The 25,529-nt window shown below is 72.0% G+C and carries 26 protein-coding genes and 1 pseudogene; 8 read left to right on the top strand and 19 right to left on the bottom strand.

Translation table 11 applies throughout. From position 1 onward, the window contains the following. Positions 1-44: 44 nt before the first annotated feature. Together QFZ74_RS24040 and QFZ74_RS24035 are read left to right on the top strand one after the other, a co-directional pair. Positions 45-716, top strand: coding sequence for a TrkA family potassium uptake protein (locus tag QFZ74_RS24040; protein WP_307622889.1), 672 nt, complete (start codon positions 45-47; stop codon positions 714-716). After that, positions 716-1,387, top strand: coding sequence for a TrkA family potassium uptake protein (locus QFZ74_RS24035; protein WP_307622888.1), 672 nt, complete (start codon positions 716-718; stop codon positions 1,385-1,387). The genes QFZ74_RS24040 and QFZ74_RS24035 overlap by 1 nt, the downstream gene beginning before the upstream one ends. Positions 1,388-1,700: 313 nt before the next feature. Here the strand turns inward: QFZ74_RS24035 and QFZ74_RS24030 are convergent, their stop codons facing one another. The 8 genes and pseudogenes from QFZ74_RS24030 to QFZ74_RS23995 form a co-directional block, all read right to left on the bottom strand. After that, on the bottom strand, positions 1,701-2,441 hold the full coding sequence (locus tag QFZ74_RS24030) for a DUF3159 domain-containing protein (protein WP_307622887.1): 741 nt from the start codon (positions 2,439-2,441) through the stop codon (positions 1,701-1,703). Between the two features lie 3 nt (positions 2,442-2,444). Continuing rightward, positions 2,445-2,843 carry an OB-fold nucleic acid binding domain-containing protein gene (locus QFZ74_RS24025; RefSeq protein WP_307622886.1) on the bottom strand — a complete coding sequence of 133 codons (399 nt, stop codon included), beginning with the start codon at positions 2,841-2,843 and terminating at the stop codon, positions 2,445-2,447. Between the two features lie 130 nt (positions 2,844-2,973). Further along, positions 2,974-3,660 carry a response regulator gene (locus QFZ74_RS24020; protein ID WP_307622885.1) on the bottom strand — a complete coding sequence of 229 codons (687 nt, stop codon included), beginning with the start codon at positions 3,658-3,660 and terminating at the stop codon, positions 2,974-2,976. Then, entirely contained in the window at positions 3,657-6,203 is a 2,547-nt protein-coding gene (locus tag QFZ74_RS24015) for a sensor histidine kinase KdpD (protein WP_307622884.1), read from the bottom strand. Before QFZ74_RS24015 ends, QFZ74_RS24020 begins: the two co-directional genes overlap by 4 nt. Before the next feature lie 133 nt (positions 6,204-6,336). Next, a pseudogene (locus QFZ74_RS24010) lies at positions 6,337-7,060 on the bottom strand (ABC transporter ATP-binding protein). A gap of 162 nt (positions 7,061-7,222) precedes the next feature. Beyond that, on the bottom strand, positions 7,223-7,975 hold the full coding sequence (locus QFZ74_RS24005) for a DUF3710 domain-containing protein (RefSeq protein WP_307622883.1): 753 nt from the start codon (positions 7,973-7,975) through the stop codon (positions 7,223-7,225). A gap of 1 nt (position 7,976) precedes the next feature. Beyond that, positions 7,977-8,528, bottom strand: a complete 552-nt coding sequence (gene dut / locus QFZ74_RS24000; protein ID WP_307624263.1) for a dUTP diphosphatase — start codon at positions 8,526-8,528, stop codon at positions 7,977-7,979. Positions 8,529-8,569: 41 nt separating this feature from the next. Continuing rightward, on the bottom strand, positions 8,570-9,151 hold the full coding sequence (locus QFZ74_RS23995; protein ID WP_307622882.1) for a PaaI family thioesterase: 582 nt from the start codon (positions 9,149-9,151) through the stop codon (positions 8,570-8,572). A gap of 61 nt (positions 9,152-9,212) precedes the next feature. On the opposite strand from QFZ74_RS23995, the gene QFZ74_RS23990 reads away from it, so the two are divergent. Next, on the top strand, positions 9,213-9,677 hold the full coding sequence (locus QFZ74_RS23990; RefSeq protein WP_307622881.1) for a DUF3093 domain-containing protein: 465 nt from the start codon (positions 9,213-9,215) through the stop codon (positions 9,675-9,677). Positions 9,678-9,697: 20 nt separating this feature from the next. Here the strand turns inward: QFZ74_RS23990 and QFZ74_RS23985 are convergent, their stop codons facing one another. The 4 genes from QFZ74_RS23985 to QFZ74_RS23970 form a co-directional block, all read right to left on the bottom strand. Then, the gene (locus QFZ74_RS23985) at positions 9,698-10,696 is read right to left on the bottom strand and encodes a hypothetical protein (RefSeq protein ID WP_307622880.1); all 999 of its coding nucleotides are present in this window, start codon (positions 10,694-10,696) and stop codon (positions 9,698-9,700) included. 13 nt (positions 10,697-10,709) lie between these two features. Beyond that, positions 10,710-11,006, bottom strand: a complete 297-nt coding sequence (locus QFZ74_RS23980; RefSeq protein WP_005481602.1) for a DUF4193 domain-containing protein — start codon at positions 11,004-11,006, stop codon at positions 10,710-10,712. A gap of 397 nt (positions 11,007-11,403) precedes the next feature. Next, complete coding sequence (locus QFZ74_RS23975; protein ID WP_307622879.1) at positions 11,404-12,651, bottom strand: HAMP domain-containing sensor histidine kinase; 1,248 nt, start codon at positions 12,649-12,651, stop codon at positions 11,404-11,406. Positions 12,652-12,657: 6 nt separating this feature from the next. Continuing rightward, on the bottom strand, positions 12,658-13,311 hold the full coding sequence (locus QFZ74_RS23970) for a response regulator transcription factor (protein ID WP_307622878.1): 654 nt from the start codon (positions 13,309-13,311) through the stop codon (positions 12,658-12,660). A gap of 416 nt (positions 13,312-13,727) precedes the next feature. On the opposite strand from QFZ74_RS23970, the gene QFZ74_RS23965 reads away from it, so the two are divergent. Further along, positions 13,728-13,901 (top strand): hypothetical protein, encoded by a 174-nt coding sequence (locus QFZ74_RS23965; protein ID WP_307622877.1) that lies wholly within the window; start codon positions 13,728-13,730, stop codon positions 13,899-13,901. An 81-nt stretch (positions 13,902-13,982) separates the two neighbouring features. Here QFZ74_RS23965 and QFZ74_RS23960 read toward each other — a convergent pair whose 3' ends face one another. Continuing rightward, positions 13,983-14,801, bottom strand: a complete 819-nt coding sequence (locus QFZ74_RS23960) for an inositol monophosphatase family protein (RefSeq protein WP_307622876.1) — start codon at positions 14,799-14,801, stop codon at positions 13,983-13,985. A gap of 8 nt (positions 14,802-14,809) precedes the next feature. Next, complete coding sequence (locus QFZ74_RS23955) at positions 14,810-15,937, bottom strand: ferrochelatase (protein ID WP_307622875.1); 1,128 nt, start codon at positions 15,935-15,937, stop codon at positions 14,810-14,812. A gap of 186 nt (positions 15,938-16,123) precedes the next feature. On the opposite strand from QFZ74_RS23955, the gene QFZ74_RS23950 reads away from it, so the two are divergent. Continuing rightward, positions 16,124-17,365, top strand: coding sequence for an MFS transporter (locus tag QFZ74_RS23950; protein ID WP_307622874.1), 1,242 nt, complete (start codon positions 16,124-16,126; stop codon positions 17,363-17,365). Beyond that, a complete protein-coding gene (locus tag QFZ74_RS23945) occupies positions 17,325-18,644 on the top strand; it encodes a D-arabinono-1,4-lactone oxidase (RefSeq protein WP_307622873.1) in 1,320 nt (439 codons plus the stop codon). Before QFZ74_RS23950 ends, QFZ74_RS23945 begins: the two co-directional genes overlap by 41 nt. On the opposite strand, the gene QFZ74_RS23940 is transcribed toward QFZ74_RS23945, so the two are convergent. Continuing rightward, complete coding sequence (locus QFZ74_RS23940; protein WP_307622872.1) at positions 18,568-19,335, bottom strand: hypothetical protein; 768 nt, start codon at positions 19,333-19,335, stop codon at positions 18,568-18,570. The two genes, QFZ74_RS23945 and QFZ74_RS23940, sit on opposite strands and share 77 nt — an antisense overlap. 471 nt (positions 19,336-19,806) lie before the next feature. On the opposite strand from QFZ74_RS23940, the gene sepH reads away from it, so the two are divergent. Beyond that, positions 19,807-20,838: a septation protein SepH gene (gene sepH, locus QFZ74_RS23935; RefSeq protein ID WP_307622871.1), complete on the top strand. Its 1,032-nt coding sequence runs from the start codon at positions 19,807-19,809 to the stop codon at positions 20,836-20,838. 92 nt (positions 20,839-20,930) lie between these two features. Here sepH and QFZ74_RS23930 read toward each other — a convergent pair whose 3' ends face one another. After that, a complete protein-coding gene (locus tag QFZ74_RS23930) occupies positions 20,931-21,785 on the bottom strand; it encodes a sulfurtransferase (protein WP_307622870.1) in 855 nt (284 codons plus the stop codon). 321 nt (positions 21,786-22,106) lie between these two features. On the opposite strand from QFZ74_RS23930, the gene QFZ74_RS23925 reads away from it, so the two are divergent. After that, entirely contained in the window at positions 22,107-22,910 is an 804-nt protein-coding gene (locus QFZ74_RS23925) for a VOC family protein (RefSeq protein ID WP_307622869.1), read from the top strand. Positions 22,911-22,992: 82 nt separating this feature from the next. On the opposite strand, the gene QFZ74_RS23920 is transcribed toward QFZ74_RS23925, so the two are convergent. From QFZ74_RS23920 to QFZ74_RS23910, 3 genes are read right to left on the bottom strand one after another with little or no spacing between them, the layout of a single operon-like run. Next, the gene (locus QFZ74_RS23920) at positions 22,993-23,634 is read right to left on the bottom strand and encodes a thymidine kinase (RefSeq protein ID WP_307622868.1); all 642 of its coding nucleotides are present in this window, start codon (positions 23,632-23,634) and stop codon (positions 22,993-22,995) included. A gap of 59 nt (positions 23,635-23,693) precedes the next feature. Continuing rightward, the gene (locus QFZ74_RS23915) at positions 23,694-24,884 is read right to left on the bottom strand and encodes an alkaline phosphatase family protein (RefSeq protein ID WP_307622867.1); all 1,191 of its coding nucleotides are present in this window, start codon (positions 24,882-24,884) and stop codon (positions 23,694-23,696) included. Next, a complete protein-coding gene (locus QFZ74_RS23910; RefSeq protein WP_307622866.1) occupies positions 24,884-25,471 on the bottom strand; it encodes a DUF5998 family protein in 588 nt (195 codons plus the stop codon). Before QFZ74_RS23910 ends, QFZ74_RS23915 begins: the two co-directional genes overlap by 1 nt. Positions 25,472-25,529: the final 58 nt, after the last annotated feature.

Genomic DNA, 25,529 nt, shown 5'->3' with positions numbered 1-25,529 from the left:
ATTTACGCGGGCCGGACGGCCTGTCGGAAGCGCGGTGTAAAGCCATGCATATCGTCATCATGGGGTGCGGCAGAGTGGGTTCCGCTCTCGCCCAGACCCTGGAGCAGCAGGGGCACACGGTCGCCGTGATCGACCGCGACCCCACCGCCTTCCGCCGGCTGGGCCCGGGATTCGGCGGCCGCCGGGTCACCGGCATCGGCTTCGACCAGGACACCCTGCGTGAGGCGGGCATCGAGGAGGCCGGCGCCTTCGCCGCCGTCTCCAGCGGTGACAACTCGAACATCATCTCCGCGCGCGTCGCCCGCGAGATGTTCGGCGTGGAGAACGTCGCCGCCCGCATCTACGACCCCCGCCGCGCCGAGGTCTACCAGCGCCTGGGCATCCCCACCGTGGCGACCGTCCGCTGGACGGCCGACCAGATGCTGCGCCGGCTGCTGCCCTCGGGCGCGGAGCCGCTGTGGCGCGACCCCACCGGGGGCGTTCAGCTCGCCGAGGTGCACGCCTCGCCGAAGTGGGTCGGCCACAAGATCAGCAAGTTGCAGGACGAGACCGGCGTCCGCGTGGCGTTCCTGACCCGTCTGGGCGAGGCGATCGTGCCCACCTCCCAGACGGTGCTCCAGGAGGGCGACCTGGTGCACGTGATGATGCGCACGGACGAGGTCGAGAAGGTCGAGGCGGCGTTCGCCGGCGGCCCAGAAGAGGAGGGCGGTCACTGATGAGGGTCGCCATTGCCGGTGCCGGTGCCGTCGGCCGCTCGATCGCGGCCGAGCTGCTGGAGAACGGCCACGAGGTCCTGCTGATCGACAAGGCCCCGACCGCCATCTCGGTGGAGCGGGTGCCCCAGGCGGAGTGGCTGCTGGCCGACGCCTGCGAGATCACCTCCCTGGACGAGGCGGCGCTCCAGCGCTGCAACGTCGTCATCGCCGCGACCGGCGACGACAAGGTCAACCTGGTCGTCTCGCTGCTCGCCAAGACGGAGTACGGCGTCCCGCGCGTCGTCGCCCGCGTCAACAACCCCAAGAACGAGTGGCTGTTCAACGAGGCCTGGGGCGTGGACGTCGCCGTCTCCACCCCGCGCCTGATGTCCGCCCTGGTCGAGGAGGCGGTGAGCGTCGGCGACCTGGTCCGCCTGCTCCGCTTCAGCCACGGCGACGCCAACCTCGTCGAGCTGACCCTGCCCGAGGAGTCGGCGCTGGCCGGCACCCAGGTCGGCGACGTGGAGTGGCCCGAGGACACCTCGCTGGTCACCATCATCCGCGGCACGCGCGTGCTGACCCCCTCCAAGGAGGACTCCCTGGAGGCGGGCGACGAGCTCCTGTTCGTGGCCGCCCCGGCCCGCGAGGAGCAGCTGGAGGACCTGCTGTCGGTACGTCGACAGGACGTCTGACCGCCGCACGGTGACACGGAGGAGGGGCGCCCCGGGCTTCCGGGGCGCCCCTCCTCCGTGTCACCTCACACCGGCTCCGACGGCTGCTACGCCTAGCGCCTGTCCGGCGCATCACCGCAGACGCGGGGTCTGGCACGCCTCTCTGCGGCGTTGTCGTCGGTTGCCGAGTCCCCCACGCCGCTCGGCTCCGCTCGCGCGGGGCCCCCGTCGCGTCGACGCCCTCCTCCGTCTGGCAGCCGGACGCGCCGAACCCCACTCGCTTGCACTGATCAGGCGCCGCAGCTTTCCTGCGACCTGATCCGCCGGACAGGCCCTAGCGCCGGTGCCGTCCCGCCTCCGCGGTGGCCCCCTCCGCCTTCTCGGCCTTCTCCGCCTTCTCGGCCTCTTCCATCTCCGCGAACACGTCGATCGGCGCGGGCGCCTTCGCCAGGAAGACCCAGGTCAGCCAGACGGCCAGCAGGAAGGGCGGGATCTTCAGCGTGACGAGGACCCAGCCGAGCTGCGTGGTGTCCGCCCACCAGTACAGCGGGAAGAGGACGGCGCACTTGGCGAGCAGGATCAGGCCCCAGGCCCAGCTGGCCTTGGCGTACGCCTTCTTGCGGCCCGGGTTGCGGGTGCGCCAGGAGAGGTTCTCCTTGAAGACCGGGCCGAGGATCAGGCCGATCAGGGGGACACCGGCCAGGGTCGTGATGATGTACGCCAGCGCCAGGCCCAGCGTGTAGAGCATGCCGGGGAGGTAGAAGTCCTTGGCGTTGCCCGTGAACATCGCGAAGATCACGCCGAAGGCGACGCCGAAGACGCCGCTGAAGGCGTGCTTGACGGTGTCCTTCATCACCAGCCGGGTCACGAGCAGCAGCAGCGAGACGCCGAGCGCGGCGATCGCCGACCAGTGCAGGTCCTTGGTGATCGTGTAGATCGTGACGAAGAGGAGGCCGGGCAGGACCGTCTCAACCATGCCGCGCACGCCGCCGAACGCCTCGAACAGCGCGGCCTCGGTCACCGCCCGGGACTCCTGGTGAGGGGTGTCTTGGGTCGGCTTGTCGACTGACGTCACCGGCTACTCCCGTCCGAGGGGTCTCAGTTCGTACTTGGGGTTGAACAGCACCCGGCGGCCCCGGCTCATCGAGATCCGGCCCGATGCGATCAGCTTGCGCCCCGGTTCTATGCCGACGATGGAGCGCCTGCCGAGCCACACCACCTCCAGCGCTGCGGAGCCGTCGAACAACTCGGCCTCCAGGGCCGGGACTCCGGCGCGCGGACGCAGGGTGACCGTGCGCAAGGTACCAGTTACGGTCACGATCTGGCGGTCGTGACAGTCACCGATCCGAGTGCAACCGGCGGTCTCGGCGTCCTCCCGCAGCTCCTCCGACTCCAGGTCCTCCTGGGAGGAGGAGAGCCGGTCGAGCATGCGCCGGAACCGGCCCACCGGCTTTTCGGGACGAGGGACAGCACTCATACAGGCAGCGTACCGGGGTGCACCGTCAAGGGCGTACCGGCGGCCCGGTACTCAGGTCGGGGAACCGGCCCGGTACCCAGGTCGGGGAACCGGAACACGACGCCCGGGCCCCGCCCCGCGCCGGAGCGGCTCACAGCTCGAACCGGTACCCCATCCCCGGCTCCGTGATGAAGTGCCTCGGGTGCGAGGGGTCGGCCTCCAGCTTGCGGCGCAACTGGGCCATGTACACACGCAGGTAGTTGGTCTCGGTCCCGTACGACGGCCCCCACACCTCCTGCAGCAGCTGCTTCTGTCCGACCAGCCGGCCGGGGTTGCGGACCAGTGCCTCCAGCAGGTGCCACTCGGTCGGGGTCAGCCGTACGTCCCTGCCGCCGCGGTTGACCTTCTTGGCAGCCAGGTCGACGGTGAAGCCCTCGGTCTCCACGGTCGTCACGTCGCCGTCGCCGGTGCCGACGGGCTCGGCGCGGCGGACCGCCGCCCGCAGCCGGGCGAGGAGTTCGTCCATGCCGAAGGGCTTGGTGACGTAGTCGTCGGCGCCCGCGTCGAGCGCCTGGACCTTCTCGTCGGAGGAGTGCCGGGCCGACAGCACCAGGATCGGCACCCGGGTCCAGCCGCGCAGCCCCCTGATCACCTCGACGCCGTCCATGTCGGGCAGTCCCAGGTCGAGGACGACGACGTCGGGGTGGCGGGAGGCGGCGAGGGAGAGGGCGGTCCTGCCGTCGGCAGCCGCGTCGACGTCGTACTCCCGCGCCTTGAGGTTGATCACGAGGGCGCGCACGATCTGCGGCTCGTCGTCGACCACCAGCACCCGGGTCATGAGACCTGCCTTTCCGGTTGTACGGTCCCGGCTCCCGCGGCGGTGGAGGAGGGTACGGCGCGGAGGCTGAGGACCATGGTGAGTCCGCCGCCGGGGGTGTTCTCGGCGTCGAGGGTGCCGCCCATGGCCTCGGCGAAGCCGCGGGCGACCGCGAGGCCGAGGCCCACACCGGCGCCGCGCGGCGCGTCGCCGTGGCGCTGGAAGGGCTCGAAGATGCGGTCCTTGGCCTCGTCGGGGACGCCTGGACCGCGGTCCACGACCCGCACCTCGACCCGGTCGCACAGGGCGCTGGCGGACACCAGGACGGGCCGGCCGGGCGGGCTGTACTTGACGGCGTTCTCCACCAGGTTGGCCACCGACCGCTCCAGCAGCCCGGGGTCGACGGCCACCATGGGCAGGGTCTCGCGGACGTCCAGCTCCACGCTGTCCTCGGGTACGCCGACCAGCGCCATCGGGACCACCTCGTCGAGGTCGATCTCGCGGACGACCGGGGTGACCGTGCCGGTGTGCAGGCGGGACATGTCGAGCAGGTTGCCGACCAGGTGGTCGAGGCGGTCGGCGCCCTCCTCGATGCCCTGAAGGAGCTCCGCCTGGTCCTCCCCGGACCAGGCCACGTCGTCCGAACGGAGCGAGGAGACCGCCGCCTTGATCCCGGCCAGCGGGGTGCGCAGGTCGTGGCTGACGGCGGCCAGCAGCGCGGTGCGGATGCGGTTGCCCTCGGCCAGCGCGCTGGCCCGGTCGGCCTCCTCCTGGAGGCGGCGGCGGTCCAGGACGACGGCGGCCTGCGCGGCGAACGCGGCCAGCACCCGGCGGTCCTCGGCGGGCAGTACGCGTCCGGTCAGGGCGAGGGCCATGTGGTCGCCGGCGGGGACGTCCACGTCGGCGTCCTCGGGGCGCCTGAGCTCGGGTCCGGTGCCGGCGCGGCCCGCGCAGGTCCACGGCTCGACGTCGCTGGTCCGCTCCAGCAGGGCCGCCGACTCCATGCCGAAGGTCTCCCGGACGCGTTCGAGGAGTTCCTCCAGGCTCGTCTCGCCGCGCAGCACGTTGCCGGCGAGGAAGGAGAGGATCTCGGACTCGGCGCGCAGCCGGGCCGCCTGGTGGGTGCGCCGGGCGGCGAGGTCCACCACCGAGGCGACCGACACCGCGACCCCGATGAAGATCACGAGGGCGACGATGTTCTTCGGGTCGGCGATGGTCAGCCGGTGCATCGGCGGCGTGTAGTAGAAGTTCAGCAGCAGCGAGCCGCAGGCCGCCGAGGCCAGCGCCGGGAAGAGGCCGCCGAGCAGGGCCGCCGCGACCGTGACGGTCAGGAACAGCAGCATGTCGTTGGCGAGGCCGAGGTCGACGGTGTTCAGCAGCAGCGCCAGGACGACCGGGCCCAGCAGCCCGACCAGCCAGCCCGAGACGATCCGGGCCCGGCCGAGCCGCGCGCCCCGGGCCACGGGCAGTCCGCGCCCCTTGGCGACCTGGCCGTGGGTGACGATGTGCACGTCGATGTCGGGGCCGGAGTCCCGGGCGACCGTCGCGCCGACGCCGGGCCCGAAGACGTACTGCCAGGCCTTGCGGCGGGAGGAGCCGAGGACGATCTGGGTGGCGTTGGCGCCGCGCGCGAAGTCCAGCAGGGCGGCCGGTATGTCGTCGCCGACGACGTGGTGGAATGTGCCGCCCAGGTCCTCGACGAGGGTGCGCTGGACGGCCAGTTCCTTGGGCGAGGCCGAGGTGAGACCGTCGCTGCGGGCTATGTAGACGGCGAGCACCTCGCCGCCGGCGCCCTTCTCGGCCAGCCGCGCGGCCCGGCGGATCAGCGTTCGCCCCTCGGGGCCGCCGGTCAGCCCGACCACGATCCGCTCGCGCGAGCCCCAGACCGCCGAGACCCGGTGGTCGCTGCGGTACTGCTGGAGGTACTCGTCGACCCGGTCGGCCACCCACAGCAGCGCGAGCTCCCGCAGGGCGGTGAGGTTGCCGGGCCGGAAGTAGTTGGACAACGCGGCGTCGACCTTGTCCGGCCGGTAGATGTTGCCGTGCGCCATGCGCCGCCGCAGCGACTGCGGGGACATGTCGACCAGCTCGATCTGGTCGGCCCGGCGCACCACCTCGTCCGGCACGGTCTCCTGCTGCCGTACGCCGGTGATCGACTCGACCACGTCGCCGAGGGACTCCAGGTGCTGGATGTTGACGGTCGAGACCACGTCGGTCCCGGCGGCCAGCAGCTCCTCCACGTCCTGCCAGCGCTTGGCGTTGCGGGAGCCGGGGACGTTGGTGTGGGCCAGCTCGTCCACCAGGGCCACCTCGGGCCCGCGGGCCAGGACGGCGTCGACGTCCATCTCCGTGACGGCGGCGTCGCGGTGCTCCAGTTCCCGGCGCGGGAGCTGCTCCAGACCGTGCAGCATCACCTCGGTGCGCGGCCGGTCGTGGTGCTCGACGAACGCCACCACGCAGTCGGTGCCCCGCTCCACGCGACGGTGCGCCTCGGCGAGCATCGCGTAGGTCTTGCCCACGCCCGGCGCCGCGCCGAGGTAGATCCGAAGTTTTCCGCGTGCCATGGCCCCATCGTCTTCTCGTGACTGCCGCTACGCAGCGTCGACCTTACGGCCAGCGATTCCGGCGCATCGGACATGGGGTGGGCGAGAGGGCGTCCTTGACGCAACCCTGACGGGTCGGTCCGGGCGGCGCTCGTCAGGTCTCGACGATCCGACCGTCGCTCAGCTCCAGCACACGGTCGGCGGGTTCGAGCAGGGTCGCGTCGTGCGTGGCGACCACCGCGGTGACCTGCTCGCCGCGGACGACGGCACGCGGCAGCTCCATGCCGGCGAGACCGGTCTCGGCGTCGAGCTGGCCGGTCGGCTCGTCGGCGATCAGCGGGGCGGGGTTGTTGGTGAGGGCACGGGCGATGGCGACGCTCCCCCAGTGCCTTGAGGGCCTGGGGGCACCCCCAGCTGCTGGCCGCCGGACAGCTCACCGGGCCGCTGGGCCGCGTGGTCGGCGAGTCCCACCAGGGAGAGCAGCAGCTCGACGCGCTCCTCGCGCTCGCGCGCATCGGCCCGGCGCAGCCGCAGCGGCACGCCCACGTTCTCGGCGGCGGTGAGGATCGGGATGAGCCCGAAGGACTGGAAGACGAAGCCGATCCGGTCCCGGCGCAGGGCCGGCAGTCCGTTCTCGCCCAGCTCCGTCAGGTCCTGTCCGTCGACGGCGATCCGCCCCCGGTCGGGCAGGTCGAGGCCTCGACGATGTTCAGCAGGGGCGTCTTGCCGGACCCCGAACGCCCCTTGAGGGCGACGAGTTCGCCCCGCGGGATCTCAAACGAGACTCCCCGCAGCGCGTGCACGGCGCCGGCTCCCTGCCCGTAGGACCTGTGCACGTCCTCGACGCGCACCATGGTCTCGGTGATCACCCGGCTCATGTCGCCTCCCCCGTCGGCTCCGTCGGCCGGGCGTCAGTATCACCGCCCGGCGTCCCGCCGTCCACGGATGTGGGGCGGCCCAGGCCGGTTGCGGGGGAACAGCGCGAAGGGCCGTCCCCCCGCCGGGGGTACGGCCCTTGACGTACGCGCTGTCGCCTGAGGTCAGCGGACCTCGGTGATCTCGGGGCCGCGCTGGAGCTGTCCCATGCCGCCGGAGAAGCGGGAGCCGGACTGCTCCTCCTGCTGGACGCCCTCGGGAACCATCTGGGCGTCGTTCGGCAGCTTCAGGACGATCGGGTCGCGGGGGGCCATCGGGCCCTCGCCGCGGACCACGACCGTGTCGCGGAAGATCTGCTCCAGCAGCCCGGCGGCCTGCGGCTGCACCGCGCCCTGGCCGGAGATCACACCGCGCAGGAACCAGCGGGGGCCGTCGACGCCGACGAACCGCACCACCTGGAAGCCGCTCGTGCCGTCCGGCAGCTGCACCGGCACCTGGGCCCGCAGCTCCCAGCCCAGCGGGCCCTCGACCTCGTCGATGATGCCGCCCTGCTGGGTGATGCCGCTCGCGATCTCCTCGCGCACCTCGCCCCAGATGCCCTCGCGCTTGGGCGCGGCGAAGGCCTGCAGCTGGACGGCGCTGTCGCGGAGCACGACGGTCGCCGCGACGATCGCGTCGCCCGCGACCTCAACCCGCAGTTCCATGCCGTCGACGCCCGGGATGAACAGGCCGCCGAGGTCCACGCGGCCCTCGCCGGGCTCGCGCACCTCGGAGGAGTCCCAGGGCCCGTCCGGCCGCGGCTCGGGCTCGAGCCGCACACGCTCTACGTCCGCCTCGGTGTCGACGCTGTCGACGACCTGCTCGGCCTCGCCGGCCGCACCCTCGGCGGCACCCTTCTTGTTGCGACGTCCGAACACGTCACTGTCCTTCCCGGTCGGATACGACCGAAGCGTATCGATTCCCACCCGTCCGACCGCTGTCGGCGGCCTGACCGTTTGTGCCGCTCTCGTCGCCCACCGCGGCATGACCCCCGGTGGACCCGAAGCCCCCTTCGGCCCGCACCGAGTCGGGAAGCTCCGCGACCTCCTGGAAGCGGACCTTCTCGACCTGCTGGACGACCAGTTGGGCAATCCGGTCGAAGCGCTCGAACCGCACGGACTCGCGCGGGTCGAGGTTCACCACGATCACCTTGATCTCCCCACGGTACCCGGCATCAACCGTCCCCGGGGCATTCACCAGGGCGACACCGCAGCGGGCGGCGAGACCGGATCGAGGGTGCACGAAGGCCGCGTACCCCTCGGGGAGGGCGATCGACACTCCCGTGGGCAGCACGGCCCGATCGCCGGGCGCGAGTTCGCGGCTCTCGGTCGTCCGCAGATCGGCTCCGGCGTCACCGGGGTGCGCGTATGCCGGAAGCGGTACGTCGGGGTCGATGCGGCGGATCAGCACGTTCACGGGATCGGGGGTCACGGGGCTCACGGGGTCGGAGGGGGCGGTGGGGTCGGCGGGGCTCACGGGTTCACCTCGAAGGCGCGGGTGCGGCGCTTGAGGTCGGGGTCGCTCATGGCCGCCTGGATCTCCTCCTTGCGGCCGTGCTCGGTGAAGTGGTCGACCTTGACCTCGATGAAGAGCGCGTCGGCGCGGACGGCGACGGGCCCCTCGGGGCCGCCGATCCGCCCGGTCGCGGTGGAGTAGATCTTCCGGCCGGCCACGGCGGTCACCTCGGCCTCCAGGTACAGCGTCGTCCCCACCGGCACGGGCCGCACGAAGTCGGTCTCCAGCCGTCCGGTCACGGCGACGGTGCGCAGCAGCCAGTTCAGCGAGCCGAGCGTCTCGTCGAGCGCGGTGGCGAGCACGCCGCCGTGGGCGAGGCCGGGGGCGCCCTGGTGGGCGGCCTGGACGGTGAACTCGGCGGTGAGGGTGACGCCCTCCCCGGCCCGCGCCTGAAGGTGCAGCCCGTGCGGCTGCTCGTGCCCGCAGCCGAAGCACTGGCCGTAGTGCGCGCCGAGGAGCTCGCCGGGCGCGGGAGCGTCGGGATGCCGCACCGGCGGCACAGCGCCGAGCGGAGGCTTGAGAGTCGTCGATCCACCCATCACAGGCGCAGACCTTACCCGCGCGTCGGGTGTGCCCCGACACCGTGCCAAGCTTGACTCCATGCAGCTCTCCGCCGCCCCCTACGAAGAACGCCTCACCGCCCCCCGCTCCTGGTGGCTGATCAGCTTCCTGGTCGGTGTCTCGTTCGCCCTGATCCTGCTCCCCTTCGGCACCCTGCCGATGCTGGGCGGCCTGGTGGGCGGCACGGCGGCCGCGGCGGTCGTCGCCAGCGCGTACGGCTCGATCCGCATCCGCGTCGTCGGCGGGCACCTGATCGCGGGCGAGGCGAAGATCCCGGTGTCGGCCCTGGGCGACGCGGAGGTCCTGGACCCGGAGGAGGCGCGCGCCTGGCGCACGCACAAGGCCGACACCCGCGCCTTCCTGCTTCTGCGCGCGTACGTCCCGAGGGCGCTGCGCGTCGAGGTCACCGACCCGCGGGACCCGACCCCGTACCTGTACCTGTCGAGCCGCGAGCCGGAGAAGCTGGCCGCCGCGATCGAGGCCGCGCGCGGGCCGGCCGCGTAGGCGACGGCGCACGGACGGCGTCAGAGCTCGGGGTTGTCACGCTCCTCGTGACGCCCCTCGGAGCCCGCGTGGTCCTCATGGGCCGCGGGGAAGATGTCGCCCGGACGCAGGGGCTCCGCCGGGGGCTCCAGGGGCGGGAGTCCGGCAAGCGCGTCCCACGGGACCTGGATCTTGCGCAGATCGGACCGGATCCGCCCGGCCAGCTTCTTGGTGTCGCGGCGGTTCATCGCCGCCCCGACCGCCGCGCCGATCATGAACGGCATCAGGTTGGGCATGTTGCGCATCGACCGCTTCATGATCTGCTGCCGCAGCTCGCGCTTCATCTGACCGCCGAGGGCGGTGTTGATCGTCGACGGTTTCAGCACGTCGATCCCGCGCTCCCCCGACCAGGAGGACAGATACGCGGTGCTGCGCTCCTTGAGGCCGCCCGGCGGTCGTACGCCGTAGACCTCGTAGAGCTCGGCGATCAGCTTCAGCTCGATCGCCGCGACCCCGGTGATCTCCGCGGCCAGTTCGGCCGCCATCGCGGGCGGTACGGGCAGCATCGCCGCCGCGCCGACACCGGCCCCGACGGTCGAGGTCGCGTTCGCGGCGCCCGCGCTGAGCTTGTCCGCGATCTCTTCGGGCCCGAGGCCCGGGAACTGCCGCCGCAGGGTGGCGAGATCCCGTACAGGGATCCGCGGCGCGATGTCGATGATCCGGTCCGCGAGGTGCCCGAGGGCGGCCTTGGCGTGGCCGCGGCCCCTGCGGGCCACGAGCCGGGCCTTGTCACGGACGGCTCCGGCTCTCCCCCGGCCGCTCGGCTCCGGGCCGGCCGGGGGCACCCCCGTCGGGGCGGTGGGCCCCGTCTGCTCGGCCGGGTCCGGGTGGTCACCCCGGGCGGCCGACTCGAGCGAGGCCCCCGTACCGGATGAGCCCCGCTCGTCGTCACGCGCGCCGTGCTGCGGGCCGTCGGACGGCCCTTGGTCCGCTTTCCTCAAAGGGAAGCGGCGCTTCCGAGGAGGGGTCGAGCCAGACACGGCCGACCCACCCTCAGTCGCAGTCGCGGCAGATCGGCTGACCGTTCTTCTCGCGGGCCAGCTGGCTGCGGTGGTGGACGAGGAAGCAGCTCATGCACGTGAACTCGTCCTGCTGCTTCGGCAGCACACGGACGGCCAGTTCCTCGTTCGACAGGTCGGCGCCGGGGAGTTCGAGGCCCTCTGCGGCCTCGAACTCGTCGACATCGACCGCGGAGGTCGACTTGTCGTTGCGTCGGGCCTTCAGTTCTTCAAGACTGTCCGAGTCGACGTCGTCATCGGTCTTGCGTGGAGTGTCGTAATCGGTTGCCATGTCGCTCTCCCCCTCTGGGTGTCTGCGGGTGTCTCCAGCGCACGTAACGCGTGAGAGGCCGGACTTGTGCCCGACCCGAGGCGGAGATTTTGCCTCACATCAAGGTCTGTTACTCAATCGACACCCAACCGGACTCCTCAAGAGTGATCGGCTTGGATGGCGATGGGGACCGTACACGGTCCGAATATCGCACCTCAAAGGCGCCCCACCGTGTACTTCCCGTGATCAAGACCCCTGAAAACCCGGATTTTCCGGGCTTTCCACGGGCTTCATGATCACGGAGAGTAGATGGCCGGAAATCCGTCCATGTGATCGATCACACACGATTTGACACCCTCGTGATGCCCGATAATTCTGCGCAAAGCGAACATGCTTCGCGCGTGTTGGGCGAGTGCCCTCAGAAGGGCAGGGTGACACGCATCATCAGCCCTCCTCCCTCGCGCGGGTGTGCCGAGATGTGGCCGCCGTGTGCGCGTGCCACGGAGCGCGCGATGGACAGGCCGAGGCCGACACCCTTGTCGCTGCCCGTGCGCTCCGTACGGAGCCGTCTGAACGGCTCGAAGAGGTTGTCGATCTCGTACGCGGGCACGACCGGCCCGGTGTTCGCCACGGTCAGCACCGCGTGCCCGTTCTGGACCTCGGTGGAGACCTCGACCCAGCCGTCCTCGGGGATGTTGTAGCGCACCGCGTTCTGGACCAGGTTGAGGGCGATCCGCTCCAGCAGGACGCCGTTGCCGGGGACGATGACGGGCTTGCGCTCGCCCTTGATCGTGACGCCCTTGGCCTGGGCCTCGGCGTGCACCTGGTCGATGGCCTGGGTGGCCACCTCGGCAAGGTCGACGGGCTTGCGCTCGACGATCTCGTTGTCGCTGCGGGCGAGCAGCAGCAGGCCCTCCACGAGCTGCTCGCTGCGCTCGTTGGTCGCCAGCAGCGTCTTGCCCAGCTGCTGGAGCTCCACGGGCGCGTTCGGATCGGACAGATGCACTTCGAGCAGCGTGCGGTTGATCGCGAGCGGGGTGCGCAGCTCGTGCGAGGCGTTCCCGACGAAGCGTTCCTGTGCGGTGAAGGCGCGCTGCAGCCGGTCCAGCATGTCGTCGAGGGTGTCGGCCAGTTCCTTCAGCTCGTCGTCCGGGCCGTCCAGCTCGATACGGCGAGACAGGTCCGAACCCGCCACCGCGCGCGCGGTGCGCGTGATCCGGCCGAGCGGGGTCAGCACGCGGCCGGCCATGGCGTAGCCGAACGCGAAGGCGATGATCGCGAGACCCAGCAGGGCCAGCAGCGAGCGGCTGAGCAGGTTGTCCAGGGCGTGCTGGCGCTGCTGGTCGATGCACTGGCTGATCGCGGCGTTGAAGTCGGACAGCGGCAGGCTCGTCGTGTTGATCGCGCGGCAGTTCTCGCTGGAGACCCTGATGTCGGTACCGCTGACGATCTTGAACAGCGGTTCGTTGCCCGTGTTCAGCGCCTGCGCGGCCAGCAGGTAGATGATCGACAGCAGCAGGATGCCGGCGATCAGGAACATGCCGCCGTACAGCAGCGTGAGCCGTATACGGATCGTCGGACGCAGCCAGGGGAACGGGGCCTGGGCCCTTCGGGGGTCCCAGGTCGGCTTCGGGGGCAGCTGGGGCGGCGCGGGTGTCGTGGCCACGAGACGTCAGATCCGGTAGCCGGAGCCGGGGACGGTGACGATGACGGGCGGCTCGCCCAGCTTGCGGCGCAGGGTCATGACCGTCACGCGCACGACGTTGGTGAACGGGTCGGTGTTCTCGTCCCACGCCTTCTCCAGCAGCTGCTCGGCGGAGACGACGGCGCCCTCGCTGCGCATCAGCACCTCCAGCACGGCGAACTCCTTCGGCGCGAGCTGGACCTCCCGGCCGTCGCGGAAGACCTCGCGGCGGTTGGGGTCGAGCTTGATGCCGGCGCGCTCCAGGACGGGCGGCAGCGGCATGCTGGTGCGCCGGCCGAGCGCGCGCACGCGTGCGATGAGCTCGCTGAACGCGAACGGCTTGGGGAGGTAGTCGTCGGCACCGATCTCCAGTCCCTCGACCCGGTCGCTGACGTCACCGGAAGCGGTGAGCATCAGCACGCGCGTGGGGATGCCGAGCTCGACGATCCGGCGGCAGACGTCGTCGCCGTGCACGAGCGGCAGGTCGCGGTCGAGGACGATCACGTCGTAGTCGTTGACGCCGATGCGCTCCAGGGCGGCCGCACCGTCGTACACGACGTCGACGGCCATGGCCTCCCGGCGCAGTCCGGTGGCCACGGCATCGGCGAGCAGTTGCTCGTCCTCGACGACGAGTACGCGCACGTCGCTTGTCCTTCCTGTGTCCACCCGCATGGCGCACGGTGAGCGCCCGCGAGCAGGGGTCTTCGTGGGGTGCGCCTCCATCCTGCCCCTTTCCGCCGTAAGTCGGCTGTAAGCCGGGAGCGGGGGGCCCGCGGACACCGGGCGCCGACGTCACGAGGCGGGATTTTCACCTCCGGTTGAGGTTTCTCATCGCGGGAGCGGGGGGAGGACGGCTTGTACACCCCGGGATCACGCTCTGCATGTATCGCTGCACCACGCGGTACGTCATGATCCGCTTCCCGCAGAGCGGGCGTGGGTGTCCGGCACCGTCGCCGCCCGGCAGGGCTGCGCCGGGCACCAGCAGCAGACGTGATCGCCTCTTTCCGACGGCACACCCCCGTGCCACCGACCCACGACCCAGGACGAGGGGGCGCAGCATGGACGCATTCACCGCAGGACTTCTGCAGCGCATAAAGGCGACCGAGTCCGACCTGTCGCGTGCCCGCGACGAGGGCGACGACTTCCTCGTCGATGTGGAGCAGGGCGAACTCGACGACCTGCGCCGCCTCGCCGCCGAACACGGCGTGGAGATCGGTGCGCCCAGCGCCTGACGTGCGCGCAGGACGACTGTGGGGCCCCGGCGGACTTCGCCGGGGCCCCACAGTCGTTCTCCGATGTCGGTCGTCGGCCGGTCAGACGCCGAAGTCCTCCAGGAGCCCCTGGAGCGGCTCGAAGACGCCGGGAGGTGCGGCGATGGCCAGATCGCGGGAGAGGCGCTCTCCGGGACGTCCACCGGTCAGCGCGCCCGCTTCCCGGGCGACGAGGTCCCCCGCCGCATAGTCCCACGGGTTGAGGCCGCGCTCGTAGTAGCCGTCGAGGTGGCCCGCCGCCACGTCGCACAGGTCGATCGCGGCCGAGCCGCTGCGCCGGATGTCACGGACCAGCGGGATCAGGCGCGCGGCGATCGCGGCCTGCTGGGCGCGAGCGTCGGCGACGTAGCTGAAGCCGGTGGAGACCAGGGCCTGCTCCAGTGGCGGGGCCGGACGGCACGCGAGCGCGCGTTCGCCCTCCCAGGCGCCCGTGGCCCAGGCGCCGGCGCCGCGCACCGCCTGGTACGTCTCACCGCGCATCGGGGCGGCGACCACTCCGACGACCGTCTCCCCGTCCTGCTCGGCCGCGATGGACACGGCCCAGGTGGGCAGCCCGTACAGGTAGTTGACCGTCCCGTCGAGCGGGTCGATCACCCAGCGGATCCCGCTCGTGCCCTCGCTGGAGGCGCCCTCCTCGCCGAGGAAGCCGTCGTCGGGGCGGTGGCCGGAGATCAGGTCGGTGATCAGCTTCTCGGCCGCTATGTCCATCTCGGTGACGACGTCGATCGGGCTGGACTTGGTCGCGGCGACCGCGAGGTCGGCCGGGCGCCCGTCCCGCAGGAGTTCGCCCGCGCGGAGGGCGGCTTCCTGGGCCAGCGCGAGCAGATCCGAGTGCAGGGGGTCTCGAAGGGGGCGGGTCACGGGGCTCCTCACGCGTAGGGACTGTCGGCGCCCGCGGCTGCGGGGCGAGGGGTACGGGCAGGACAGCAGCCGACCGGGCAGCGGTCGGGGCTCGCGCCGAGCGCGCCCAGGGCGCAGGGCGTGACGTCGTGCCCGCTCTCGGCGGCGGCGCGCTCCAGGACGAGCTCGCGGATCGCGGCGGCGAACCTCGGGTCGGCGCCCACGGTGGCCGAACGGCGCACCGGCAGGCCCAGTTCCGCGGCCTTGGCGGTGGCCTCCGTGTCGAGGTCGTACAGGACCTCCATGTGGTCGGAGACGAAGCCGATGGGCGCCATGACGACCGCCGGGACGCCGGAGCCGTGCAGCTCTTCCAGGTGGTCGCAGATGTCCGGTTCCAGCCACGGGATGTGCGGGGCGCCGGAGCGGGACTGGTAGACGAGCCGCCAGGGATGGTCGACGCCGGTGCGCTCGCGGACGGCGTCGGCGATCAGCCGGGCAACGTCCAGGTGCTGTGCGACGTACGCGCCACCGTCGCCGTGGTCCTCGACCGGGCCGGAGGTGTCGGCGGCGGCGGTCGGGATGGAGTGGGTGGTGAACGCGATGTGGGCGCCGTCGCGGACGTCCTCGGGAAGGCCGGCGAGGGACTGGAGCACGCCGTCGATCATGGGCTCGAGGAAGCCGGGGTGGTTGAAGTAGTGCCGCAGCTTGTCGACCCGCGGGAGCTCCATGCCCTCGGCCTCCAGCGTGGCCAGCGCGTCGGCGAGATTCTCGCGGTACTGACGGCAGCCCGAGTAGGAGGCGTAGGCGCTGGTGGCCAGCACCAGGACGCGGCGGCGGCCGTCGGCGGCCATCTCACGCAGGGTGTCGGTGAGGTACGGCGCCCAGTTGCGGTTGCCCCAGTAGACCGGCAGGTCCAGGCCGTGGCCGGCGAAGTCCTTGCGGAGGGCGTCCAGCAGGGCGCGGTTCTGTTCGTTGATCGGGCTGACCCCGCCGAACCGGAAGTAGTGCTGCCCGACCTCCTTGAGGCGTTCCCGGGGGATGCCGCGCCCGCGCGTCACGTTCTCCAGGAACGGGACGACGTCGTCCGGGCCTTCGGGGCCGCCGAACGAGAGCAGGAGCAGGGCGTCGTAGGGACTGGGGTCGAGCGCTTCTGGCATGCCTCGATCCTGCCATCCGGCACTGACAGCCCGGAAACCACGCCTCCGCGGCACTGCTCCGGCCGGGGCGCGAGCGCGGCCCCGGTCGCCCGGTTCTCCGGCCGGAATATCCCGTGTGCGGGAGGGTTGCCGCACTCGTAAGCTGTATCGCCGCCTTCACGCCTTACCGAGTCGCCGGAGACCCCCGTGCCCAGCTCCTATCGCGCCCTGTTCGCCGCTCCCGGCACCAAGGCCTTCTCCGCAGCGGGCCTGCTCGGCCGGATGCCGCTGGCGATGATGGGCATCGGTGTGGTCACGATGATCTCCCAGCTCACCGGGCGGTACGGGCTCGCGGGCGCGCTGTCGGCCACCATCGCGCTGTCCGCGGCGGCGATCGGGCCGCAGATCTCCCGGCTGGTGGACCAGTACGGCCAGCGCCGGGTGCTGCGACCGGCGACCCTGGTGGCGCTCACCGCGGGCGGCGCGCTGCTGCTCTGCGCGCACTTCCGGTGGCCGGACTGGGTGCTGTTCGTCTGCGCCGCCGCCATCGGTACGGTGCCGAGCCTCGGCGCGATGGTCCGGGCCCGCTGGGCCGCCCTGTACCGGGGCACCCCGCAGCTGCACACCGCGTACTCGTTCGAGTCCGTGATGGACGAGATCTGCTTCATCTTCGGGCCGATCATCTCCATCGGGCTCTCCACGGCCTGGTTCCCGGAGGCGGGGCCGCTGCTGGCCGCGTGCTTCCTGGCGGCCGGCGTCTTCTGGCTGACCTCGCAGCGCGCCACCGAGCCCGAGCCCCATCCGCGCGACCGTCACGGCGCCGGTTCCGCGCTGCGCTCGACCGGACTCCGGGTGCTCGTGGGCACGTTCGTGGCGACGGGGGCGAACTTCGGCGCGGTCGACGTGGTCACCGTCGCCTTCGCCGACGAACGCGGCCACAAGGGCGCAGCGAGCGTGGTCCTGGCGCTGTACGCAGCGGGTTCGTGCGTGTCCGGGGTGTTCTTCGGGCTGCTGCGCTTCTCCGGGCCGCCCGCGCGCCGGTGGCTGCTGGGCGTGTGTGCGATGGCCGCGAGTATGATCCCCCTCCTACTGGTCGGAGACCTGGTGTTTCTGGCCGTGGCGCTGTTCGCTGCGGGCCTGTTCATCGCACCCACGATGATCACGACGATGTCCCTCATCGAAGAGCACGTACCTCGCGCGAAGCTCACCGAGGGGATGACCTGGGTGAGCACCGGCCTCGCGGTCGGTGTCGCGCTCGGCTCCTCCGCGGCCGGCTGGGTGATCGACGCGGCCGGAGCGCACGCCGGGTACGGGGTTCCGGTCGCGTCCGGGGCCGTCGCGGTCACGCTCGGTCTCCTCGGGTACCGCCGGCTCAGCAGGCCGGCGGTCACGGGTGGGGGAGGCACCGTTGAGCAGCACGGCGAACGGGCGGAACGGCCTGTGGCGTAACTGGGCGGGGAACGTCGCCGCGCGCCCCGCGCGCGAGGTGACGCCCGCCTCGGTGGACGAACTGGCGGCGGCCGTGCGCCGGGCCGCCGAGGACGGCCTGACGGTGAAGGCGGTCGGCACCGGGCACTCCTTCACCTCGATCGCCGCCACCGACGGCGTGTTGATCCGCCCTCAACTGTTGACCGGGATCCGCTCCATTGACCGGGACTCCATGACCGTCACGGTGGAGGCGGGCACCCCGCTCAAGAGGCTCAACACGGCCCTGGCCCGGGAGGGTCTGTCGCTCACCAACATGGGCGACATCATGGAGCAGACGGTCTCCGGAGCCGTCTCCACCGGCACCCACGGCACCGGCCGCGACTCCGCCTCCCTCGCCGCCCAGATCAGGGGCCTGGAACTGGTCACGGCGGACGGTTCGGTGCTCACCTGCTCGGCGCGGGAGAACCCCGAGGTCTTCGCCGCCGCCCGCGTCGGCCTGGGCGCGCTCGGCATCGTCACCGCGATCACCTTCGCCGTGGAGCCGCTCTTCCTGCTCACCGCGCGCGAGGAGCCGATGCCCCTCGACCGGGTACTGGCCGAGTTCGATCAACTCTGGGCCGAGAACGAGCACTTCGAGTTCTACTGGTTCCCGCACACCGGCAGCACCAACACCAAGCGCAACAACCGCAGCGCCGGCCCGGAGCAGCCGGTCGGGCGGCTCAGCGGCTGGTTCGAGGACGAGTTCCTCTCCAACGGCGTGTTCCAGGTGGCCCAGTGGGCGGGCCGGGCGGCGCCCGCGACCATCCCGGTCATCGCCCGGATCTCCAGCCGGGCCCTGTCCGCGCGGAGTTACACGGACATCCCGTACAAGGTGTTCACCTCGCCGCGCCGGGTGCGCTTCATGGAGATGGAGTACGCCGTCCCGCGCGAGGCGCTCACGGAGACGCTGCGCGCCCTCCGGGCGATGGTCGAGCGCTCGCGCCTGCGCGTCAGCTTCCCGGTGGAGGTGCGCACCGCCCCGGCCGACGACATCACCCTGTCCACCGCCTCGGGCCGGGACAGCGCGTACGTCGCCCTCCACATGTTCACGGGCACGCCGTACCACGCCTACTTCACCGCCGCCGAGCGCATCCTCACCGCGCACGAGGGCCGCCCGCACTGGGGAAAGGTCCACACGCGGGACGCGGAGTACCTCGCCGAGGTCTATCCGCGCTTCGGCGAGTTCACGGCAGTGAGGGAACGACTGGATCCGGAGAGGCGGTTCGGGAACCGCTATCTGCGGAGGGTGCTGGGGCCGTGACCGATCCGCTGGGCGCGGGGGCCGGGGTTCCGCTTGCCTTCGACGTACGCGGCTCGGGCGTCGCCGGACCGGACGTCGTCGAACGGTCCGTCGGTGCGCCGCTCGAAGGAGTGGTGCCCTGAGGGGTCTCGCCGGACGCGGCACCGCCCGAGGAGGTGCCGCCGCCCGACGACGACGTGGTCGGCGTGGGCGACCAACCCGGCTCGCTGTCGGGGGACTTGGTCGCCCGCTGGGAGTGACCGGTGACGGCGTTGCTGACCGTGGTGCCCGTGCCGCCGCTGAAGCTGTCGCCGGACGCCAGCTCGTAGACGGTGATTCCGGCCATGGTGACCCCGAAGACGACGGCGGCGGCCAGCACCGGGCGGCGCCAGCTGCGGACCCGCGCGCGGTAGACGGTGCCGCCCGTGAACTCGTCGACGGCCCGGGAACCCTGCTCCGGCTTCTGCCTCGTCGACCGGGTGGAGACGGCCGCCTCGCGGATCTGCTCACCGGTGCGCCGGAAGACGGCCTGCAGGACGGAACCTCCGCAGGTGGCAAGGACGCTGACGACGCCGGCACCGAGAATCGTGCCGTAGACGCCGAAGCTGGAGGCGAGCTTGGCCGCCCCGACCGCGCCCAGCGCGGTGCTCGCGACCTGAGCGACGCTCAGATCGATCCGCCGCTTCCTCTTGGCATCGGGCCTTGCGCTCATTCCCGTACCTTGCCTGCCTTTCCCGTCCTTGATGGGTCCACTGCACGAGAAAGGGACGTACGAACGAAACCCTTAGTTCCGTTTCTGACGATTACGTGAAGTACGCCACGTTCGTCATCGCGCAAACGGGGTACCACGCGGCCAAGTCGCACCCCTTGCCAGAAGTTGGGCGGCGCGCCAATCCACGCACGTGGCCCAAATGGAGTACTGTTTCGAGCCCTGGGCTCGGCCTCCCGCCAGGGCGCCCGCGCCCTTGCTGGACCGCCGGGAGGGGGCTTGTTGCACAGGGTGACGGAGTTGGTCACTTAGCGTTGCGAATAGGTAACCGTGCCATAACGGCGACCCAGGGCCCGTGCCCGACACGCCGGGCAACTCGGCAAGGTTGTGGCAGGCTGCACCCGGGCAGGCCACACTCGACTAGCGGAAGCAGCGACGCACGTGACGTCGGCAGGCACCACCCGGGAGGTCCCCATGCCCGAACTGCGTGTCGTGGCCGTCTCGAATGACGGCACACGGCTGGTGCTGAAGGCTGCCGACTCCACGGAGTACACCCTCCCCATCGACGAACGGCTGCGCGCCGCCGTACGCGGCGACCGCCCCCGCCTCGGTCAGATCGAGATCGAGGTGGAGAGCCATCTCCGCCCCCGCGACATCCAGGCCCGTATACGCGCGGGTGCCACCGCGGAAGAGGTCGCCCAGCTCGCCGGCATCTCCGTCGACCGCGTACGCCGGTTCGAGGGCCCGGTGCTCGCCGAGCGCGCCTTCATGGCGGAGCGGGCCCGCAAGACCCCGGTCCGCAGACCCGGCGAGAACTCCGGTCCCCCGCTGGGCGAGACCGTCCAGGAGCGGCTGCTGCTGCGCGGCGCCGAGAAGGACACCGTGCAGTGGGATTCCTGGCGCCGCGACGACGGCACCTGGGAGGTGCTGCTCGTCTACCGGGTCGCGGGCGAACCGCACTCGGCGAGCTGGACGTACGACCCGCCCCGGCGGCTCGTCCAGGCCGTCGACGACGAGGCGCGCTCGCTGATCGGCGAGTCCGACGATCTCGCCGCACCGGAGCCGAGCTTCCCGTTCGTCCCCCGCATCGCCCGCCTGCCGCGCGAACGCACGACGGACCGAACCCTGGACCGGGAGCGGCCGAACCTGCCGGCGCAGGCGTCCGAACCGGACGAGGAGACGACCGGCGAGCGCGACTCGCTGACCAGCCTGCTGGAGGCGGTGCCGAGCTTCCGGGGTGACCTGGTGGTTCCGGAACGTCCGGTGGACTCCCCCGAGGAGCCCGAGTCCGAAGCCACGGAGGAGGAGCCTCCCGCTCCGGCGGCCTCGGCCGGTTCCGCCTACGCCGACGTGCTCATGCCGCGCTCGGTCGCCAGCCACCGCGACCGGCTCATCGGCGCCACCGACCGTCAGGCGGAGGCCGACGGGGTCCGTCCCGGACGCCGGGCGGCCGTGCCCAGCTGGGACGAGATCGTCTTCGGGACGCGCCGCAAGAAGCAGGAGTAGGCAGCCGTACGGAGTGGGGGCTCGGGAGCGAGCCCCCACGTCCGGCTGATGAGGCGTAACCCCTACTGAGGATCGGGCTGCCGAAGACCGGGCTACTGAGGATCGGGCCCGACGGCGACCGGCCGGGACGGGTCCGCCGACCACTCCGACCACGAACCCGCGTACAGCGCCGCCGGGATGCCCGCGATCGCGAGCGCAAGGACCTCATGGGCGGCCGAGACACCCGATCCGCAGTACACGCCGACCTGCTCCGCGTCGTTCGCGCCGAGCCGCGTGAACCGGTCCCTCAGCTCCGCCGCGGGCAGGAAGCGCCCGTCCGGCCCGACGCTCTCGTTCGTCGGCGCGGACACCGCGCCCGGGATGTGCCCGCCGACCCGGTCGATCGGCTCGACCTCGCCCCGGTACCGCTCCCCCGCGCGGGCGTCGAACAGCACTCCGGTACGGGCCAGCGCGGCGGCCCCGTCCGCGTCGAGCAGCCCCGCCCCGCCCGGCGCGGGCTCGAAGTCACCCTCGGCCGGCACGGTCACCTCCGTCGACAACGGCCCGTCCCAGGCGGCCAGTCCACCGTCCAAGACCCGGACGTCCGGGTGGCCCGTCCAGCGCAGCAGCCACCAGGCGCGGGCCGCGGCCCAGCCCAGGCCGCCGTCGTACACGACGACCGGCCGGTCCGCCGACACGCCCGCGCGGCGCATGGCGGTGCCGAACTCGGCCAGGTCGGGCAGCGGATGACGGCCGCGCGCGCCCAGGGCCGAGGCCAGCTCCTTGTCCAGGTCGACGAAGACGGCGCCGGGCAGGTGCCCGTCCGCGTACTCGGCCCGTCCGTCGAAGTCCGCGCTGCTGCCCGGCGTGGGCAGGCTCAGCTGCCAGCGGACGTCGAGCAGCACGGGCGGACGGTCTCCCGCGAGGTCGGTGGCGAGTCGCGTCGCGGTGATGATGGCGTCGTTCATGGCCCCATCCATACGCCAGGGGTGGCCGCATCGTCCAGGTACGGATACTCTGCCGCTCGGCCACGCTCGATCACGCGGCGTACGGGATCGGGCACATGCTGTGCTGCCCGCGACGACCTCCCGAGGCATTCGCCCGGGAACGGGCCCAAGTCAACGATGGGGACACTCTTGCGGCGGTACCGCCGAGCAGTGGCGCGGCCGGAACGTGCGCCCTGTCGGAGGGTGCGAGCATCGGCACGGAGCGTGCACGCGGCGGCTGCACACCGGTCCGCAGAGCGGAAGTGACACGGCCACCGCCGGGCGGCCGGGGAGAGAGTGACGATGACCGAGGCACGGGGGTCGGACGGCCCGAACAGAGCCGGGCGCGCCGGGCGCACGCCCGGCACACCCTGCTGGGTGAGTCTGATGGTGCATTCGCTTGCCGCGACCGAGGAGTTCTACGGGGCCCTGTTCGGCTGGGAGTTGGAGCCCGGGCCCCGGCAACTCGGGCCCTGTGTCCGGGCGCTGCTGGACGGGCAGGAGGTGGCCGGGATCGGCCAGCTGCCCCCGGACCGCGATCTCCCGGTCGCCTGGACGCCCTACCTCGCCTCGGACGACGTGGACCGCACCGCCGACACGGTCCGGCTGTGCGGCGGCACGGTCGGCGTCGGCCCCCTCGACGCGGCCGAGTCGGGCCGTCTCGCGCTCGCCTCCGACCCCTCGGGCGCCGTGTTCGGCATCTGGCAGGCGGCACAGCACGTCGGCGCGACCGTCACCGGTGTGCCCGGCACCCCCGCCTGGAACGAGCTGCTCACCTTCGAGACGGTGACCGTCGCCAAGTTCTACGCCACCCTGTTCGCCTACGAGCAGGAGCCGGCGGTCTCGGCCGAGCTCGACTACGTGACCCTGCACCTTGCGGGCAGCCCGGTCATCGGCATCCACGGCCTGGGCCGCGGCCTGCCGCGGGAGCGGGGGCCGCACTGGATGACGTACTTCGAGGTCGCCGACACGGACGAAGCGCTGCGCCGGGTCCTGGGCCTGGGCGGCCGGGTGCTGACACCGGCCCGCGACAGCGAGCGGGGGCGGGTGGCGACGGTGGAGGATCCGGAGGGGGCGCGGTTCTCGGTGATCCAGAGGGGGCGCTGAGCGGAATTCCAGAGGGGCGCTGAGCGGGATTCCCGAAGGGACGCTGAGTCGGATTCCCGGGCGGAGTCCCGCCCGGGACGTCCTAGACCGGCAGCACGTCCGGCGACAGTGCCGCCGCGCGTGACGTCGCCGCCGTCATGCGGCGGCGGTGGTGGCGGCGGCACAGCACCTCGTAGCCGACCTCGCCGCCCATGCGGTTGACGTCGCCGACGACGACCTGGGCGCCCTCGACGACCATCTCGCCGCCGACCGTGCGGGCGTTGTGCGTGGCGCGGGCGCCGCACCAGCACAGGGCCTCGACCTGGAGCACCTCGACCCGGTCGGCCAGCTCCACCAGCCGCTGCGAGCCGGGGAACAGCTTGGAGCGGAAGTCGGTGGTGATGCCGAAGGCGTAGACGTCTATCTCGAGGTCGTCGACGACGCGCGCGAGTTGGTCTATCTGCTCCGGCGCCAGGAACTGCGCCTCGTCCGCGATCACGTAGTCCGCGCGGCCGCCCTGCGAGAGGTGCTCGACGATGTACGCGTACAGGTCCTGGGCGTCCTCGACCTCGACCGCGTCGGTGACCAGGCCGAGGCGGGAGGACAGCTTGCCCTCGCCGGCGCGGTCGTCGCGGGTGAAGATGAGGCCGGCCAGGCCGCGCGCCGAGCGGTTGTGCTCGATCTGGAGAGCCAGCGTCGACTTCCCGCAGTCCATCGTTCCGGAGAAGAACACCAGCTCGGGCATGGGAGGGTGAGCACCTTTCGGCGAGGTCGTGGGTCTCTGGGGTGGGTCGTCGAGGGGGGTCAGGAGCGTACTTCGAGCAGCGGTACGAGTTGCTCGGCCGGCGTCATCGAGCCGTGGTTGCCGACCATCAGTGACTCCTTCGGCTCCCGTTCGGAGGCCGTGATCAGGACGTCGTCGTGGGCGGCCGCGACCACGTCGCCGATGCGGGCGTACACCCGCTCGTCGACCTTCGGGCCGAACCACCCCGCCGCGATGGCCTCGTCCCGCGACGCCACCCAGAACTGCTCGCCGAGCACCTCGCGCCAGCAGGTCAGGACATCGTTCTCGGCGCCCGGCACGGCGTAGACGTGGCGTGCGCGGCCCTCGCCGCCGAGCAGGGCGACGCCTGCGCGCAGCTCCCAGTCGGTGTCGAAGTCGATGCGGTGCTCCTCGTCGAAGGGCACGTCGATCATGCCGTGGTCGGCGGTGACGTAGAGCGCGCTGCGCGGCGGGAGCTGTTCGGCCAGGCGCTGGACGAGCCGGTCGACGTACATGAGCTGGCCGCGCCAGGTGTCGGAGGCAACGCCGTAGCGGTGGCCCGCGCCGTCCAGCTCGGCGTAGTACGTGTAGACCAACGCGCGGTCGGCGGCGGCCAGTTGCCGGGCCGCGACGTCCATGCGGTCCTCGCCGGTCAGCCGTCCGAGGAACGTTCCGCCGCTGAGCGCGACCTTGGTCAGCGGGGTGCTCGCGAAGGTGGGCGAGGAGACCTGCGCGGCGTGCACGCCCGCCTGCTCGGCCAGCTCGAAGACGGTGGGGTACGGCTGCCAGGTGTGCGGGTCGGTCCACGGCTGCCAGCGGAGCTGGTTCATCAGCGCGCCGGTGGCGGGGTTGCGGACCGTGTAGCCGGGCAGGCCGTGCGCGCCGGGCGGCAGGCCGGTGCCGACGGAGGCGAGCGAGGTGGCGGTGGTCGCCGGGTAGCCGGCGGTGAGCGGGCGGCCGGTACCACCGCGCGAGCTCGCGAGCAGCGAGGTCAGGAAGGGGGCGTCCTCCGGGTGCGCGCGCAGTTGCTCCCAGCCGAGGCCGTCGATCAGGAAGACGCAGTTGCGGTCGGCCGGGGTCAGTTCCGGGATCGCGGCGGTCATGCCGGGTACGGCCATGCCGGCGGCCAGGGTCGGCAGCAGGTCGGCGAGCGAGCCGGTGCCGTACTCGGGCACGGGCGCGGTGTCGAGGCCCAGGGGTTCGGGTTCGTCCCAGGCGGCGGGCTGGACCATCAGCGGGTGGGGTCCGCGGTCGCCTCGGAGATGGCCTGCGCGAAGGCGAGCGCCTGACGCACCGTCTCCGGGCCGTCGCCCGCCTCGCTGACGCGCAGGCTCAGGTCGTCCGCCGTCGAGTTGCCGGTGTAGCCGTGGTCGGCGTCACAGTTGGGGTCGCCGCAGGCGGCGGGCTCCAGGTCGATGCGCGAGACGGCGCCCCAGCCGATCGTCAGCACGACCTCGCGGGGCAGCGTGCCCGGCGCGTAGTGCTCCGGGTTGGCGACGACGCGGCTGACCACGACGGACGAGATCCGGCCGATCTTCACCGACTCCGTGGACGTCGTCGCGTACGGCGTCGGGGACGTGGCGTCGGCGCCCTGCTCGTCGGTGTGGCTCACGATGAACCGGGTGCCGGTGAGGACCAGCACGGTCACGTGCCGCCGCACCTCGTTCTGGTCGAACGTCGTCTCCTGATGGACCAGGTACGACTGGATGGACTCGCCGCCGACGGCGGCCTCCACCGCCTCGGCCACGAGAGCCGGGTAATAGCCGCTGCGCTCGATCGCGGCACGCAGCCCCTGGGTCGTCGTACTGGTCTTGGCCATGACCCCCATCCTATCGGTGGGCCAGGGCGCTCCGGGCCAGTCGCGGGCACCGGGCGCC

Source organism: Streptomyces sp. V3I7 (assembly GCF_030817495.1).
Lineage (GTDB): Bacteria > Actinomycetota > Actinomycetes > Streptomycetales > Streptomycetaceae > Streptomyces.
The sequence above is the reverse complement of the archived record's forward strand: the minus strand, read 5'-3'. Positions and strand labels throughout refer to the sequence as shown.

Coding starts and splice junctions, on each gene's coding strand:
- QFZ74_RS24040 (WP_307622889.1), top strand. CDS start 45: ATGCATATCGTCATCATGGGGTGCGGCAGAGTGGGTTCCGCTCTCGCC.
- QFZ74_RS24035 (WP_307622888.1), top strand. CDS start 716: ATGAGGGTCGCCATTGCCGGTGCCGGTGCCGTCGGCCGCTCGATCGCG.
- QFZ74_RS24025 (WP_307622886.1), bottom strand. CDS start 2,843: ATGAGTGCTGTCCCTCGTCCCGAAAAGCCGGTGGGCCGGTTCCGGCGC.
- QFZ74_RS24020 (WP_307622885.1), bottom strand. CDS start 3,660: ATGACCCGGGTGCTGGTGGTCGACGACGAGCCGCAGATCGTGCGCGCC.
- QFZ74_RS24015 (WP_307622884.1), bottom strand. CDS start 6,203: ATGGCACGCGGAAAACTTCGGATCTACCTCGGCGCGGCGCCGGGCGTG.
- QFZ74_RS23995 (WP_307622882.1), bottom strand. CDS start 9,151: ATGGGTGGATCGACGACTCTCAAGCCTCCGCTCGGCGCTGTGCCGCCG.
- QFZ74_RS23990 (WP_307622881.1), top strand. CDS start 9,213: ATGCAGCTCTCCGCCGCCCCCTACGAAGAACGCCTCACCGCCCCCCGC.
- QFZ74_RS23980 (WP_005481602.1), bottom strand. CDS start 11,006: ATGGCAACCGATTACGACACTCCACGCAAGACCGATGACGACGTCGAC.
- QFZ74_RS23965 (WP_307622877.1), top strand. CDS start 13,728: ATGGACGCATTCACCGCAGGACTTCTGCAGCGCATAAAGGCGACCGAG.
- QFZ74_RS23955 (WP_307622875.1), bottom strand. CDS start 15,937: ATGCCAGAAGCGCTCGACCCCAGTCCCTACGACGCCCTGCTCCTGCTC.
- QFZ74_RS23940 (WP_307622872.1), bottom strand. CDS start 19,335: ATGAGCGCAAGGCCCGATGCCAAGAGGAAGCGGCGGATCGATCTGAGC.
- sepH (WP_307622871.1), top strand. CDS start 19,807: ATGCCCGAACTGCGTGTCGTGGCCGTCTCGAATGACGGCACACGGCTG.
- QFZ74_RS23930 (WP_307622870.1), bottom strand. CDS start 21,785: ATGAACGACGCCATCATCACCGCGACGCGACTCGCCACCGACCTCGCG.
- QFZ74_RS23925 (WP_307622869.1), top strand. CDS start 22,107: ATGACCGAGGCACGGGGGTCGGACGGCCCGAACAGAGCCGGGCGCGCC.
- QFZ74_RS23920 (WP_307622868.1), bottom strand. CDS start 23,634: ATGCCCGAGCTGGTGTTCTTCTCCGGAACGATGGACTGCGGGAAGTCG.
- QFZ74_RS23915 (WP_307622867.1), bottom strand. CDS start 24,884: ATGGTCCAGCCCGCCGCCTGGGACGAACCCGAACCCCTGGGCCTCGAC.
- QFZ74_RS23910 (WP_307622866.1), bottom strand. CDS start 25,471: ATGGCCAAGACCAGTACGACGACCCAGGGGCTGCGTGCCGCGATCGAG.